Annotated in this window: 14 protein-coding genes, 1 tRNA gene and 1 other RNA gene; 12 read left to right on the top strand and 4 right to left on the bottom strand. The window is 59.5% G+C overall.

Features of this window, described 5'->3' with window-relative positions; translation table 11 throughout:
• Window positions 1-220: 220 nt before the first annotated feature.
• The 11 genes from Q4G32_RS10970 to Q4G32_RS10920 all read left to right on the top strand — a co-directional run bounded on the left by Q4G32_RS10970 (window position 221) and on the right by Q4G32_RS10920 (window position 10,705).
• Complete coding sequence (locus Q4G32_RS10970) at window positions 221-2,005, top strand: glycosyl hydrolase family 28-related protein (protein WP_303351371.1); 1,785 nt, start codon at window positions 221-223, stop codon at window positions 2,003-2,005.
• 3 nt (window positions 2,006-2,008) lie between these two features.
• On the top strand, window positions 2,009-2,752 hold the full coding sequence (locus Q4G32_RS10965; protein ID WP_303351370.1) for a pyocin knob domain-containing protein: 744 nt from the start codon (window positions 2,009-2,011) through the stop codon (window positions 2,750-2,752).
• A gap of 11 nt (window positions 2,753-2,763) precedes the next feature.
• Complete coding sequence (locus Q4G32_RS10960; RefSeq protein WP_303351369.1) at window positions 2,764-2,994, top strand: hypothetical protein; 231 nt, start codon at window positions 2,764-2,766, stop codon at window positions 2,992-2,994.
• Window positions 2,995-3,178: 184 nt separating this feature from the next.
• Window positions 3,179-3,517 (top strand): hypothetical protein, encoded by a 339-nt coding sequence (locus Q4G32_RS10955; protein WP_303351368.1) that lies wholly within the window; start codon window positions 3,179-3,181, stop codon window positions 3,515-3,517.
• A complete protein-coding gene (locus Q4G32_RS10950) occupies window positions 3,507-3,887 on the top strand; it encodes a hypothetical protein (protein ID WP_303351367.1) in 381 nt (126 codons plus the stop codon). Before Q4G32_RS10955 ends, Q4G32_RS10950 begins: the two co-directional genes overlap by 11 nt.
• 23 nt (window positions 3,888-3,910) lie before the next feature.
• Complete coding sequence (locus tag Q4G32_RS10945; RefSeq protein WP_303351366.1) at window positions 3,911-4,564, top strand: hypothetical protein; 654 nt, start codon at window positions 3,911-3,913, stop codon at window positions 4,562-4,564.
• Window positions 4,564-5,424 carry a hypothetical protein gene (locus Q4G32_RS10940; RefSeq protein ID WP_303351365.1) on the top strand — a complete coding sequence of 287 codons (861 nt, stop codon included), beginning with the start codon at window positions 4,564-4,566 and terminating at the stop codon, window positions 5,422-5,424. The genes Q4G32_RS10945 and Q4G32_RS10940 overlap by 1 nt, the downstream gene beginning before the upstream one ends.
• Complete coding sequence (locus tag Q4G32_RS10935) at window positions 5,421-6,383, top strand: hypothetical protein (RefSeq protein WP_303351364.1); 963 nt, start codon at window positions 5,421-5,423, stop codon at window positions 6,381-6,383. Before Q4G32_RS10940 ends, Q4G32_RS10935 begins: the two co-directional genes overlap by 4 nt.
• An 11-nt stretch (window positions 6,384-6,394) precedes the next feature.
• On the top strand, window positions 6,395-8,611 hold the full coding sequence (locus tag Q4G32_RS10930; RefSeq protein ID WP_303351363.1) for a spherulation-specific family 4 protein: 2,217 nt from the start codon (window positions 6,395-6,397) through the stop codon (window positions 8,609-8,611).
• 76 nt (window positions 8,612-8,687) lie between these two features.
• Complete coding sequence (locus Q4G32_RS10925) at window positions 8,688-10,238, top strand: GH25 family lysozyme (protein WP_303351362.1); 1,551 nt, start codon at window positions 8,688-8,690, stop codon at window positions 10,236-10,238.
• Window positions 10,235-10,705 (top strand): hypothetical protein, encoded by a 471-nt coding sequence (locus Q4G32_RS10920; protein WP_303351361.1) that lies wholly within the window; start codon window positions 10,235-10,237, stop codon window positions 10,703-10,705. The genes Q4G32_RS10925 and Q4G32_RS10920 overlap by 4 nt, the downstream gene beginning before the upstream one ends.
• An 89-nt stretch (window positions 10,706-10,794) precedes the next feature.
• Here Q4G32_RS10920 and Q4G32_RS10915 read toward each other — a convergent pair whose 3' ends face one another.
• From Q4G32_RS10915 to Q4G32_RS10900, 4 genes are all read right to left on the bottom strand, one after another.
• Window positions 10,795-11,235 (bottom strand): MmpS family transport accessory protein, encoded by a 441-nt coding sequence (locus Q4G32_RS10915; protein ID WP_303351360.1) that lies wholly within the window; start codon window positions 11,233-11,235, stop codon window positions 10,795-10,797.
• 169 nt (window positions 11,236-11,404) lie between these two features.
• Window positions 11,405-12,526 carry a tyrosine-type recombinase/integrase gene (locus Q4G32_RS10910; RefSeq protein WP_303351359.1) on the bottom strand — a complete coding sequence of 374 codons (1,122 nt, stop codon included), beginning with the start codon at window positions 12,524-12,526 and terminating at the stop codon, window positions 11,405-11,407.
• Window positions 12,527-12,611: 85 nt separating this feature from the next.
• Window positions 12,612-12,699: transfer RNA gene (locus Q4G32_RS10905), tRNA-Ser, on the bottom strand.
• Window positions 12,700-12,829: 130 nt separating this feature from the next.
• Entirely contained in the window at window positions 12,830-13,771 is a 942-nt protein-coding gene (locus Q4G32_RS10900; RefSeq protein WP_303351358.1) for a capsular polysaccharide synthesis protein, read from the bottom strand.
• Between the two features lie 109 nt (window positions 13,772-13,880).
• Here Q4G32_RS10900 and ffs point away from each other — a divergent pair.
• Window positions 13,881-13,977: signal recognition particle sRNA small type (ffs, locus tag Q4G32_RS10895), an RNA gene on the top strand.
• Window positions 13,978-14,072: the final 95 nt, after the last annotated feature.

Below are 14,072 nucleotides of genomic sequence, written 5' to 3'. Positions count from 1 at the left end.
AATCTCCTACCCCACATCTGGGGATCGTCACCCCTCAGAACTGTGGTGGTCTGCACTGGCAAACTCCACCGACACAGCCATCACACAGATCTCTACCTCCATCCAATCAGCAGTCACCGCCGAAGTGCAGGCCGCTGAATCACGGCAAAAGTCATACACGGATGGAGCAATCGGGGCATCGGTCATTGGTTCCTCGACACCGGAGCAGATCGACGCCGCAGTGGAACGCATCCTCGTCTCCGCAGGTTGGCGCGACCGACAAGCAAATGTTGCCCTGGTTTCCGACTATGGCGCCATCGGCAACGGCGTGGCTGATGACACCGCCGCTATTCAAGCCGCACTCAACAACACCAAAGGCGCCCCCGTCGAGTTCTCGTCAGCGGGCACCTACAAGATCTCTGGGACACTCAACATCCCCTCCGGACGCATCGTCCGCGGCAACGGCGCTCGCATCGTGTCTGACCGATACATGCACACAGTGTTCGCGGTAGCGGGCACCGCAGACCCCCTAGACGTGAACCTTGTGGGGTCGTACAACGCTGGTGCCCACACCCTCCGTACAGCCGTCCCGCACCGCCTCACGGTCGGAGAAACATTCAGGCTGGTAGGGCAGCGCTGCGCCGCATCCATAGATGCCCCACCCTCTGACCGCCTGGGCATGTCAACATCGAACACAGGAACCCCCTGGTTCGGCGAGTATCTGACCGTGAGGGAAGTCCCCTCCCCCACCGAAGTCGTGGTGTCCTCCGGCCTGATTTTCAACGGGTACCGCGACAACAAAACGCAGGAAACTCACACTAATGCCCGCGAACGGACCACGCTCAACCGGATCACGTGGAACGAAAACACGCTGATAGAAGGATTCAGCATCGCAGTTTCCAACACATATTCGATCCGCCTAGAACTCGCAAAAGACTGCGTCGTCCGCGACATCACCGAAACCCGCCCCAACGACATTGGATATGTCGTAGGGACCTGTGGGGCCTACCGCTGCCTCGTACAAGACGTTCACACCAAATACGCCTCAGCACGCCCAGACACAGTGAACTACTACGCACGAAACCAATTCAAGGTGATGAACTCACAGCAAGTCGTCATCGACCGCTGCACTGCTGATGGCGGAAGCCAAGTTGTAGACATGACCTACTTGTCTGCCTTCATGATCCCCACCATCGCATGCGTCGTCCGCAACTGCACCTTCACAGGCTTCGACTCCAACGGCGTAACACTTCACCCCGGGGTATGGGGCGCAATCATAGAGAACAACGAATTCCGGTTCTCAAACTTCAAAGAAACCGCATCAGGAATCGGAGTGCGCGCACCCTACTCCGTCATCCGCAATAACCGACTCCGCGGAGCCGTCCGCACAGGCACAACCGGCACATTCCTCTCAGGCGGCTCCTACGGAATCCACTGCTTCGACGGCGGCGGACACCACCTGCTAGTCACAGGAAACACCGTGGAAGGCTTCGACTACTCATTTGGATCCTCAGACGGAAACGAGGTCGCCGAACGACACGGAGAACTACACATCCACGTCGAAGGAAACTACTTCCACAACTTCCTCACAGCCATCCGTATCATCCGCGGAAATGCAGCACTGTCCACCACATGGACAGCACTTTCAGTCGCAGGCAATTGGTTTTCCACAGACAAAGACGATGCATGCGGCATCCACACATCCAACGGAACAGCCCAAGGCACACGCGGCATGTCCATCACAGGAAACCACATGCACTTCAGCGGCTCCCGCCCCATCCCTGTCCGTGTGGGCGCCCGCACCCGCGACCCAATCATCACAGGAAACGTCGTCACCGGCACCGCCACGTTCCTCATCGAAACTCAACCAGGCGCCAACAACGGCACCATCGCCACAGCAGCAAACGTGGTCGCAGGCCCCTCCGGAACACAAATGTTCCCCGCGCTCGCGGCTGGCACGGGGCCCGGGGCAGTTCAGATCACGCCCGACACTGCTGTAGCTGGAGCATATTGGATTGGAGACTGATCAATGGCGATTCGCGTGCCAACGATTGATGGTGAAGGCGCTCTTATCGGCGCCACGGGTCAATGGGTAAAGGACTCCGTTCAAAATGCGGTGGCGGGGATCAAGTTCCCGGATATGCCGCAAGTGGACCCGTCTGTGATTCTGGATAAAACGATGAAGGACCATGGGTGGTTGGGTACCGCAGCCCAGCTTGACGGGCTAGATGCGACGGGATTCGGGAGGATCAACAGTGGTGTAGCTGCCACCATCGGCGCCCCGGTCGCAGTCGGGTCGCTCATCCTGCACTACCAGTACAACAACAACGAGTCTAAGCAGGTTCTCCACCCGATGGTGGATCGTGGAGTTTTCGAGCGATTCAAAGTGTCGACGGTCTGGCAACCGTGGAAGCCTATGGGGCTGTCCGATACGGGGTGGCGCGAATTGACGTTGCCCGAGGGCTCTAAGGGGCGTCTGTGTGTCCGTAGAGCTGGGCAGTCCGTCTATATGGCTCTGCAGGGCATCACCTTGAGCGGTGCCGGCAATTTGACGTTGGCATCGCTGCCCACAGGGTGGCGTCCGCGATGGCACGAGTTCTTCACAACGACAGCGTTCTGGACCACGTCCGAGGCCCGCCCAGCCCGATGCACAGCAGGTGGGGTCATAGAGGTCAGGTCGTACACAACGGGCAAAGATCTTAATGCTGTTCACAGTTGGCACACGGCCGACACTTTTCCTGCTGCGTCGGCGTACCCGGGTACCCCGGTTTAAGGAGAGTAGTTATGACTGCAGCATACGATTTCGCAGCTCTCACGAATGTTGAGCTGGACGAATTGCGCGTTCAAGTCCTCACCGAACAAGAGAAACGAGCGAACCTGGCGGCTGTCCCTGCTGAGATTCAAGCTGCTGCGAGTCGGTGGCGCGCTGCTGGTTTGGATCCTGCGGATCTTTTGGATGCTCTTACAGAAAACCCTAGCGTGGAGGTTGATGGCAATGCCACACCCATCCTCTAGGGGAACGTTCTACGCGGGCTTTTTGGCCATCATGACAGTGAACTACTGTGTCCTCGCTGTCACATGGTTTGTGTCGCCGACGCCTGGACGGGCGGCAGGTATCGAATGGGTCGCCGGATGGATGACTACAGGGATGGTCTCCGCGATGTGGGCGATGGCAGCGGTCTCGGCTGGATTAGGCGCCATGGTGAGTGCGAAGCGGTGCTCGCGTCACCGCAATGTGGTCATCGCAGCGGGCACGATCACGGTGCTGGTTCCCATGCTGATCGCTGTGTATTTTTTCGGCTCGACACTGCTGTACTTACTGGACCCCACACCCGGCTGGCCGCCACCGGGTGCGCCACCGGAGGCCTGGCATGACAAGGGCAGCCCACAAGCATGGGTGACTGGGGTGGCGTATTGCTCATGGGGGTTGATTTGCGCATGGGCGTTGATGGTGCACACCGGAACCACAGTGATGCTCTCTCGTGTGCTCCGCGCTGCGCGCCGCGGAGCATCTGGCCAGGAGGTGGATGGTGGTTGATCCCTCCGTGGTAGCGGCTATGGCCACCGGTTTCAGCGCCATTGTTGCGCTGATCGTGGGCGGTCTCGGCTGGATCGCTAAACGGTCGGATCGCCAGGCAGAAAAAGATCTTCGTGCAGCAGAAATTAAAGCAGCACGTCAGGACAAGCTCGAAGAGCGCGTAGATAACCTCCAAGCTGAGCTGGAGGCCGCCTTGAGTGAGCTACGAGAGGTCAAAGATCTGGCCCGTGATCGTGGCGAACTCGTGGAAGATGCGATTCCGGTGATGATCGACGTGGCTGCTGGCCGGCACGTGCCCAAAGAGGCAGTCAACTGGCGGTGGCGCAACCTCATTCGGGCGCTGCCCGGTGAAGAACAAACACTTGTCTGAGCTTTGAGGAAAGGACCCTAGTTATGTCGTATCCAGCGATCATCCCGCAGACGCTTCTGACCATCGGCACCGCGGTGGACTGGTGGGCGGATGCCGTGACTTTGGAAGCAGAAGTGACGCCCATCCTTGGCGGTGGTGCAAGGAAAATCACCCACGAAGCCACTGGCGCCCCGATGCTGGCCCGCGCCAAGCGGTTCAAGTCGCAAGCCGGTGGCTACCTTGAGTTCCACGTGCCATCCAGTGACCCCACAGGGTGGCGTGATGGCTCAGGACAGGAGCCGGGGCCCTGGGCATACCACGTGGCTGTCACTGTGACATTTGTTGATCGGACGACGTACAAGTGGGATAAAACCGTTAAGCCCTTGCCAGACCAAAGAACTATAGACCTGGATTTGGTGACGGACGGTGTTGTGGTCCCGGGCGTTTCGGCGCCGGTTGCCCCGGTAACTTCGGTCAATGGGCTGACGGGTGCGGTGAACATTGACGGAGGCTCAGGCGGGCAGATTGATCTCAGCGACTACGCGACCACCGCTGAGCTGATGGCCAAGGCTGATCAGGAGACAGTTTCGGACCTCCAAACCCGAGTGAAGGGCCTCGAAGACGGGGCAGCACTTACCCACGACTCGATTTATGTTCTCGACCCTGATTCTGGGCGTCTCGTGCAGGAGGCTGCGTGATGGCATGGTCAACAACAGCCACGGTGAACGACGATGGGTTGGACGCACGAGCGACAGCAGCTGTTCGTGGCATTGTGAGCCCTCAGCTTGAGTTGGCCGACGCTATCGCGAAGTCGAAGGTCGCCGCTTCTTCAAAAGCAGCTCATGAGCGTGCGATTTTCGATGCACGATTGGCGCAACGGGGTCCCACCGTGCTGGCTTTCGACATGGAGGACACCACCAAACTCACAGCATCCTACGGGTCATGGATCAAGACAGATGCGGCACTGGCTTATAGCGGAAACAGATACTTCGTACTACCAGCCAATAACACCAACACCGCCACAGGCAAGCCCGTACACGGCTACATCAACATTGACGTCCCCGTGACCTCTGGTCGCAAATACGCCTTACGAATGTGGCTGCGCGCAAGCGGAGACATCACTGGCGCGCAATTCGGGTTCCTCATTGCAAAGTCAGTGTCTAATGCTGCGGTCTTCTGGCAATCGACTCCGTACACCACGCTGACGAGCAAGGGAGTCGCAATTGATGGGTGGACCGAAGTCGAGATCCAGTGGGTCGCATCAGAATCGACCACAGCACGCATTGGGGTCAGCGCACGCAACCTGGTCACAGACCTCTGTGCGGACAACGTGGAAGTCGGAGATGTCACAGACGCCACCGACCAGTCCTCCGCTGTTGCAACGGCGAAATCTTTGGCCGACGCAGATGCAGTTGCGGCGCAAGCCGCATGGGCCCAAATCATGCCCGAAGGAACCATGGGGGGATCAAATATCCGTGTGCTGACCCGGGCTCAGTATAATGCGCTCCCCCAGGTGGAGCGGGACGATCCCAACATCACATACCTGGTGACGATATGAGGCAAGTGCTCTATCACGGTGGGCGCCCAGCCTTGTACGCCAAGAAGGCTGGGCGTGTGGTCTGGCCAAATCGCACGCAGGACTTGGCGAATGAACAAGTCGGTCAGGTCCAGCAGGACCCCATTTTTACGGCCGAGATCCAAACCAAAGGGTTCAGGAACTATGCGGAACGTAATCCTTCTAGCATCGTCGCTGATCTCGACTACGGAATCGGTCAGTCGCCAGCCGGCGACGGCGAGACTGTCCTATGGTTCGATAATTCCAGGCACCTCACCAACGGCAATGCCTACCAACGATCACAGGTGCAAACCACGCCGTGTATCGCACCTGTGGCGCATTCGGATCAGATCTGGGGGAACGCCAACAGCGTCTATGTTGAATACGCCAGGGTTTGGCTGGACTCGGCGTTTCCGTGGCAGTCAGCTGGTGATTGGATCAATTTTTTTGAGCCTCACGGTGGTCCGTATGTGACTTCATCTGCCATGGGGCTGATGGTGGTCCTCAACCCGTCTGATGGAAAGACCTATCTGAGGATGGGCAATGATCCAACATATCTAGGCTGGAATGCGCCATTTCCGCTGGGGCAGTGGGTGCAGATTGTCCGTCAGTACCGCTACGAATACGCCGCAGATGGCGGGTGGGGAGACCTTTGGGTCTCCTACGGGTCTGACCCGGCTCGCGGCTGGAACAGGATCCCGATTTTAGGAGGGCATCGCCATCCTCTGGACGTGGTTCGCAGAGATGCACAGGGCAATCGCACTGAAGGCGGCGGGTGGGTGGATTCCCCTCGGCAGGCCGGCGGCCAGTGGGCGATGACGCACTCCAAGGTGGGGCTCTACGGGAACGTCTACACCGTGATGTACGTGGGCGATCATCGGGTAGGTCGCACGTTTACCAAGACCATGCCCGCAGGGTGGTCTATCGCGGCCTTTGATGGGTTCGACCCTGACAACATTTAAGGAGTTTTATCATGTCATACACACCGATCATGCTGGACGACCAAGGGTGGATTGCTGGGTTAGGTGCTAAGCGCCCCACGCTGGACCCAGATTCACTGGCGACCGCGCAGTCTATGGCCGAGAGTGTGCCGGGTATGGTGCGCCGGTATGCCAAATTTGGGCGCAGGATCTCGTACCCGTCGTATTGGTGGGCTTCTTACTATCAGTCAGATCCGAGCCTGGACCACTGGGCGACGACGTTGGCTGACGAGTCATCCGTGGGGTTTGTAATCATCAACCCGAACTCGGGACCTGGTGATGATGTGAGTGAGGATTGGCAGCAGCAGGTGCGTCTTGCCAAGGGTGCTGGTGCGACTGTCCTCGGATATGTGTCCACGGATTATGCGAACGCTGGGATTGCCCGGGATGGTTCCCGTGATCCAAACACTATTCTGAGGGAGATCCGTCAGTACGTTGGCTGGTATGGAATTGACGGGATTTTCCTGGATGAGGTATCGAATGGGTGGTCGGAAGCTCAGGTCGATGATCACATCTGGTATCAGAAGCTGGTGAGCACTGTTCGGGATAATTTTCCTGAGTTGGTGGTCGTGGGTAATCCCGGTGTCAATACGCGGGTGGAATACGCAGAAATTTTTGATGTGCTGGTGACATTCGAGAACACCGCTGAGGCGTATCTCGACTCTTCGGTGTCGCAGCTCCGCCCGGACCACTACCGGACCTTTCCAGATGCCATGTTTTGGCACATGATTCACGATGTGGAGGGGCCGGATCAAGCGGAAGCGGTCTTGGAGAAAGCGTCACGAGCTGGCGTCGGCCACCTGTATGTCACGGATGACAGCAACGCTCATGCCCCGGATGAGATGTGGGGCAATCCCTACGATGTGCCTCCTGCCGCATGGCTTTTGGAGACGCAACGGGACTGGGCGACAGCTGCTCGCCGCGGTCCAAAAGGGGATAAGGGAGATCCTGCGGAGGTTGAGATCATTGGGACGCCTGTCACTTTGGACTCAGCCTTCGCGGTCCCCTCCAGTGCCCCGGACTCTCGGGAGATCATTCAGGAGGCGCTAGACGGTGTAGTCAATGGTGCTCGGAGGTCTTACTGGTCAATTCTTGAGGTCAACGGCGGGACGGTCGTGCTGAAACCCGGAATTTACCGGGTCAGCGCTCCGGCGGATGGTGGGCCAAGCCTCGTTGTGCCTCGGGGTGTGGAGTTCCGTACCGATCAGGCGACCCTTGTTTTTGATTATCCCGCCACACCCACAACTAACTGGTGTGGTGTGTTGCTGCACTCACATGCTGGACTGACAGTCGGGAAGTTTAAGACCCGCGGGTCTGCGCCAGATGCTGCACATGTTTACGATGCGATCCGCTCCTACATGCAGGATAACCGCAACGTGGTGCATGGGATCGGTGGGGCTGGGATCATCAGCAACTTTCGAGGCGCTGGGTATCGTGGCCTTGGTTCGTATGTGGTGTGGCTACAGAATCTTCGCATCGCATTTTGCTCTCACGGTATTGTGCACGGCCATTCAGGAGGGTTAGTGACAGACGGGCAGGGAGCTTATGCGCTGCCAGCGGGATCTACTGAGAATGTTTCCGCCTCCCGCCGTCCCACTGACATGTGGGTCCAGAATGTGAACCTTGACAACATCAAGGGCAACAACATTGTGGTGGGCTCACCTGGAACAGTTGCCGCACCCAACACGGTGGTCTCAGGGGCAGACTCAGTCACGGGCGGCAACCTTCATCTGGAGCACGTTATAGCTGAGGGCTCACCGGCTCGTTTTCTCCGGGCACGGGAACTATCTGAAATTGTTTTTGATGATGTGCATCTTGAAGAGCTAGGCGCACCCAAGGGGCCCATGATTGATCTTGACGTGATCTTCGGCTTCATCAAGGTTTCATCCATGCGGATCAACACGTCACAGTCACGCTCGGTCACAGCCTTGGACGGAACTCGGACCGTATCGACGCCAAATCGGATCTGGCAACTTGGTTCCTTTGGGCAGTTCATCCACGATGCGCTGTATTTTCAGAACTCATCATCGGCGCCGATTGCATTCTCTGGCACCGAATCGTGGCCCGCTGCATGGTCGAACGCGAAATGGGACATCCGAGGGATTCGCACAGATGCTGCGAACATTGGCTCCCTGACGGGCCCGCCTCTGTTGCCATCGGACAATTTCAATGAGCGCGCCACGAATTCCCAGACGCATGTCATGGTCTGAGTAGCCGACCAACACGTTTATCACCACCCTCACGCCGATCAGGCAGTGAGGGTTTCTTCATGAAAGGAGTCCACGCATGGTCGCATATTGCTCGACTAAGGCCCAGGCTGATGCAGAGATCCGGGAGTGGCTGGCCAAGGCCATCGGCCGGTCCTTCCGTGGCCAGTGGGGCAACCAGTGCACAACCCTGGCGCAGGGGTACAGCCGGGAGATTTTCGGAGTCAGCGAGTACACCTCACTCGGCTGGGGCAACGCGATTGACCACCTCAACAACGCCTCGCCAACCTACTTTGTGAAGTACTACTACCGAGAGGGGTTCGCGGCGGAGCCTGGCGACATCATGGTGTGGGACGGCCCATCTCCACTGTGGGACGGGAAATATTACGGGCACACCGCCGTGGTGATGGCTGGAACAACGTCCGGGGTCACTGTCGTGCAGCAGGACGGCGCTGCTGCGCCGGTAGTGCGGTACGCAGACGGGAATTATTACAGCCACAAGCCCGCGCACCAAGCCAGATTTGGATACGCATCCAATGGTGGAGCTGGAAAGACGCAGGGGTGGCTCCGTCCACGCCACGAAAAAGTGATCTATACCGGTGCCGATCGGCGATCTGGCGCAGCCTCAGTCACAGTGCAGCAGGTCGCCCAGGTCGCCGTGCATGGCCCCCGGAATTGGATCGACGTCTCTGACTGGCAGCCCACCACGGTAATCCGTGACGTGTCCACGGATGCGGTGAGCATCAAGGCCACTGAAGGCACCGGTTGGTCATCAAAAAACATGGCCGGCCATATCGCAGCGGCACGCGCCAAAGGCACCCGATTCAGCCTGTACCACTTCGCCCGCTCGTCCTACGGAAATACACCGGAGGCGGAGGCCACCCATTTCTTACGCGTGGTGAAACCGCATCTGAGCGACCCGCTGTTTAATCACCTGGTCCTGGATTGGGAAGAGGAAGGCCAGCAGCACCGCACACAGTGGGCTGAGGCGTTTCTGTGGCACCTGGCGAAAAACGCACCCGCAGTGCGGCGCGTGATCTACCAGAGACAGTCTTTCGCAGCTGTCCCCTCGTGGACGGCGTTCGGTACTGGACACACCATGTGGCTGGCCTGGTACGCAAACAACGCCCAACGCAACGGCTACGCGAGTAACGCCGACTGGACCCCGAGCGTGGACCCCCGGTGGACAGTCGGGGCGTGGCAGTACTCGGACCGAGGACGCCTACCTGGTTACTCCGGAGATCTGGACCTCAACATCACACTACCCACGACGCCGGGCATGGCGTTGTGGACCACAGGAGGAGACATGCCACTCAGCAAGTCAGACCTTGATGCGATCGACAATCGCATCAATCTCGCAATCAATCACTGGTTCGGGGCCGACACCAAGGACAACAAGAAGGTCTTGGATCGGTTCCAGGACGGGACAGTGATCCAGCCCCGCGGATCAGCCACCGGCACGATGACGCTGCGTCGTCACCGTGAGCATGTGCGTGACGAGCGGGGCCAGACCATTGCAGCCCGTGCCAAGGACCGCCAGGACCTCGCTCGTGTGGAGGCGAAACTCGATGCCTTGGCGTCCATCTTGTCGTCCGGGTCCGCTGGCAAGCATTCAAAGGAGGAAGCATGAGCGACGTACAAACGGGACGCCAGGTCGGCCCAGTGACAAAAGGGGCGATCGCTGGTGGCGCATCGACAACGCCGGCGGGCATCCTGATCGCCTGGGTGCTGGTGAAGTACGGGGTCGAGTCCGATCCCGCCACCGCGGCCGTTCTTGGTGGCGCGGTCACTGCAGTATTCATGTCGATCGGCACCCTGCTGGGCGGCAAGTTCACCCCGTCGCAGCAGGGCAGTTTGGAAGCTGCGGCCACGGCAGCCCAGTTCCGGTTGGACATGCAAGACCTGGCGGCTCTGCTCGCTGCAGCGCTGGCACCGAAACGCCCGGAGCACGTCCAAATTGACGCATCACCAGGTGCAGAGGCAGTACCGGAGGCCGTGGGAGATCCCGAGGCGCCCACCCCTCCAGATGTCGATGCCCTTGACGGCGGTGTCTGGGGCCAGCTCGGCCGCCCGGACCTTGACGCCGCCAAGGACTGACCCCATGAAAGAGCCCCCCACCCTTCACCGGGGGGGGGGCTCTTTTGTCATGTCAGGGGCACGGTATCAGCCCGATCGTGCAGCTGGGCTCAGAAAAGCGGCTGGGTGCAGATGGCGATCGCTGCAGATCCAGTAGCGGATTTCTCTTCGACTACCTCGCCGTTGACTGTGACACGGCAGGTCACCTCTGCAGAGTCGTCCATGGACATGTCTTGCACGCTGACGCTGTACGTTTCGTCGCCGGGTTCGGTGACCTCATGTGACCAGTCGCCGGAGATGTCAGCGGTGCTGGATGTGCCCAGAGGACCGTAGTGCACGGATGCGGTGCGCCCGGTGGTGGTGGCTTCCAGGAGGACCGTGTCACCGTCCTCGACGGCCAGTGGCTCACCTGTGGTCTCGGCTGTCTCGCCATCGCCAGTGGTGGGCACTTGTTGGGTGGTGCTGGAGTTGTTGTCACTGCCAGAGATGGCTGCAAGTCCAACGATCACCCCGCAGCCGCCGAGGATCAGGACGGCAAGTGCGACGAGCACGAGGCAGCCGATCTTCCACGGATTGCGGGGCTTTTTCTGAGGTTGCGGAGGGTAGGCGTTGCTCACAGTGGGCCTTTCGAGGGACGAGCATGGGGAGCGTCGCTGACGGTTCAGCTACTTGGCAGTATATGAATACTCGTCTGCCCGTGGATGGTTTGACAGCTCTGTGTCAGTCCAGCGCGGCGGCCGCTGCCGCGTCGGCTCCATCAGCCAGGTGCCCGTAGAGGTCTGATGTCGTTTTGATGGACTCGTGACCGAGGCGTCGTTGGATGATGGTCAGTGGGATTCCTGCTGCGATGAGCCATGAGGCGTGGGAGTGTCGCAGGTCGTGGATGCGTGGCCGGTCGTGCAGCTGATCTGCCAGTTTGTTCACTACGGGAATCCATGCGTCTTCGTGTAGGGAGCCTCCGAAAATTGGTCCACCGTTTGGTGTGGTGAAGAGTAGATGTTTGGGCGGGAGGGGTTTGCCGTCATCGGCTGTTGCGATAAAAGTGAGCAGTTTTTCGCTGAGGTCGCGGGAGAGCGTGACGGTGCGGCGTCCGCGTTTGGTTTTGGTGGTGCCTATGTATCGGCCGGTCGGTCCGTCTTTCCATGCCTTGTAGACGTTGACGACGGCGCGTCGATCTTTGCCCGCGCCTGTGGTGAGAATGTCGCCGGCGTCCAGCGCTAGGCCCTCACTGAGGCGCAGCCCAGTGCCCGCGTAGAACTCGAAGAGCAGCCTGTAGTGCGGGCGCACGTTCTCGGCGATGAGGTCAAGCTCTTCTCGACTGAGAAAGACGGGTTGTCTTTTGAGTCGTCCGTCGTCGGAGATTTTGAGTCCCTTGGCCACGTTCGTGGGGATCAGACCATCCTGCACTGCCGTGCTCAGCGCTGCGGAGAGGGTGCCGTGATGGTTGCGCTTGGTCTTCCCCGCCAGGGGCAGGGAATTGAGCCAGTCTGCGACGTCTGTCCGCGTGAGCCTGTCAACGGGGATGGCGCCGAGGGTGGGTGAGATCCACCGCGCGACATCACGCCGATATTTGGCCCGGGTTTGCTCTAGCACGCCGGTCAGCTGGGAGATGTGACTGGCGATAGCGGTGTCGAGTGATGGCGCCGTTGAGCGCAGCCGCCCGGCAGCTTGGGCAGCCAGAGCAAAGGACTGATTGTTGGCGTTGAGGAAGTCGCGCAGCTCCTGCGCGTCTTTCTCGGTGGGCATGGCCCGTGAAGTTTGGCGGCCGGTGTCAGCGTCGCGCCACAGCACTGCCCACACGACGGTGCCGTCTTTGCGGGGGCGTTTCCTGATACTAGCCATGCCGTGAATCATAGGCCGCGCGTCAACGAAAACGGCCCCGGCGTCAACACCGGGGCCGTTACGCCGCCTCTCACAAGGCGAAATATGGCGGAGGATGGGGGATTTGAACCCCCGAGGGCGTTAACCCAACACGCGTTCCAGGCGTGCGCCATAGGCCGCTAGGCGAATCCTCCAGGCTTGCAAGCCTCCACAGACGGCAAAGCCGCAGCGTCAACATGCACGGAACAGCGTAGTCGATGAACGCTGCGGAGGAAAATCGTCCTCCCCGTTGCGGTGACGAACACCCACCTCGACCTCACGTTCCTACTGACGGCCGCCCAGCAGATGCTCCAGAACTGAGCCGGGCAGAACGTCGTCGTATTTGTAGCTGAGTTTCTGCATTGGTGCGGCATTCATGATCCACCGGAGTCGTTGCGGATCGTAAGGCTGCATCATCTCCAGCTGAAGCAGGCGTGATGAAGTGGCCGAAATTCGCGGGGCAGCGTACCAGCGACCGCGGAATTCTGGAACCAGAAAACTCAAAGTCTCAAAGATCCGGTGATACAGGAAGTAGTCAGGGAGGTCCGTATAAGTTCCCCACCAAGCATCCAGTGCACGCCGCTGCAACGCCAAGATGGGGCTCTGGGCGCGGGAGGCAATGAACCAATTTGCGATGTACGAGCCGGAGTACCGCGGAAAAACAGTGTCGGCTCGCAACACGCTGCGAGGCCCAGCAGGCAACGGGCCGGGCAACCAGACCGTGGCATCAGCCCAGACGCCGCCGTATTCCTCCAAAATGCGAGTCCTGATGTAGTCGGAGTAGTGCGCAGGACGGCCTTGATCGAGCAAAGCCCCCACGGATGGGGGAACGTCAATGAGGCTGTGTACCGCAGCCACGTCCAGCACTTGCGCCCCCGGGTAGACCTTCAACAGCTGATCCATACAGGCTTGAACAATGGGCGGCGCTTCCTCCAGGGGAGAGTCCCAGAAGGAGTAGACGGGCGGATCACTCATTTGCCGTGAGGTGAGAGCCGCGGACCTTGACACTGCCGCCACCATGGCACGACCGGCAGCAGCAACGGAGGGAGTAGGTGGTAAACCAGCGTCAACCCGCAGCTGCTCCAGATTTGGATACAGCAGACCCAGTAAGCGCCGGTAAGTTTCGATGGCCCCTTCGATGTTGAGGGAGTCTCGAAACTTCTCAGTGCGCTCCAGCTGCGCTCGTAAACCATCCAGTTGTGCAGACAGGCCCGCTGCTTGATTCATACAGTGAGCATACGGAGAGTGGGTGTGGAAAGCACCGGATCCTGTGTGGTGCAGCCGGGAGTACGACGTCGTGGATTTTCACCACGCGCAAGGGTCCGTTACCCTTGAGCCCAGCCCCTCGTGTGGCGTCATCCTGCGGAACTCCCCCAGGGCCGGAAGGCAGCAAGGGTACGTGGGCTCTGACGGGTGCACGAGGGGTCTTCACATTCCCGGATCAGACACCGTCTGCAGTAGCACCGGCGTCGGCTTGTGACCGTTTCATGGCCCAGACCGTTGGTTCTCAACGATCACAGCCCAAGAA

Origin of the sequence: Kocuria sp. (genome assembly GCF_030538595.1) — a bacterium.
GTDB lineage: Bacteria > Actinomycetota > Actinomycetes > Actinomycetales > Micrococcaceae > Kocuria.
Note: the sequence above shows the minus strand (reverse complement) of the source record. Positions and strands in the feature narration are given on the sequence as shown.

Excerpts from the sequence above, each read along its gene's own strand:
- Q4G32_RS10965 (WP_303351370.1), top strand. The coding sequence starts at position 2,009 with ATGGCGATTCGCGTGCCAACGATTGATGGTGAAGGCGCTCTTATCGGC.
- Q4G32_RS10960 (WP_303351369.1), top strand. The coding sequence starts at position 2,764 with ATGACTGCAGCATACGATTTCGCAGCTCTCACGAATGTTGAGCTGGAC.
- Q4G32_RS10955 (WP_303351368.1), top strand. The coding sequence starts at position 3,179 with ATGGTGAGTGCGAAGCGGTGCTCGCGTCACCGCAATGTGGTCATCGCA.
- Q4G32_RS10950 (WP_303351367.1), top strand. The coding sequence starts at position 3,507 with ATGGTGGTTGATCCCTCCGTGGTAGCGGCTATGGCCACCGGTTTCAGC.
- Q4G32_RS10945 (WP_303351366.1), top strand. The coding sequence starts at position 3,911 with ATGTCGTATCCAGCGATCATCCCGCAGACGCTTCTGACCATCGGCACC.
- Q4G32_RS10940 (WP_303351365.1), top strand. The coding sequence starts at position 4,564 with ATGGCATGGTCAACAACAGCCACGGTGAACGACGATGGGTTGGACGCA.
- Q4G32_RS10935 (WP_303351364.1), top strand. The coding sequence starts at position 5,421 with ATGAGGCAAGTGCTCTATCACGGTGGGCGCCCAGCCTTGTACGCCAAG.
- Q4G32_RS10930 (WP_303351363.1), top strand. The coding sequence starts at position 6,395 with ATGTCATACACACCGATCATGCTGGACGACCAAGGGTGGATTGCTGGG.
- Q4G32_RS10925 (WP_303351362.1), top strand. The coding sequence starts at position 8,688 with ATGGTCGCATATTGCTCGACTAAGGCCCAGGCTGATGCAGAGATCCGG.
- Q4G32_RS10920 (WP_303351361.1), top strand. The coding sequence starts at position 10,235 with ATGAGCGACGTACAAACGGGACGCCAGGTCGGCCCAGTGACAAAAGGG.
- Q4G32_RS10910 (WP_303351359.1), bottom strand. The coding sequence starts at position 12,526 with ATGGCTAGTATCAGGAAACGCCCCCGCAAAGACGGCACCGTCGTGTGG.
- Q4G32_RS10900 (WP_303351358.1), bottom strand. The coding sequence starts at position 13,771 with ATGAATCAAGCAGCGGGCCTGTCTGCACAACTGGATGGTTTACGAGCG.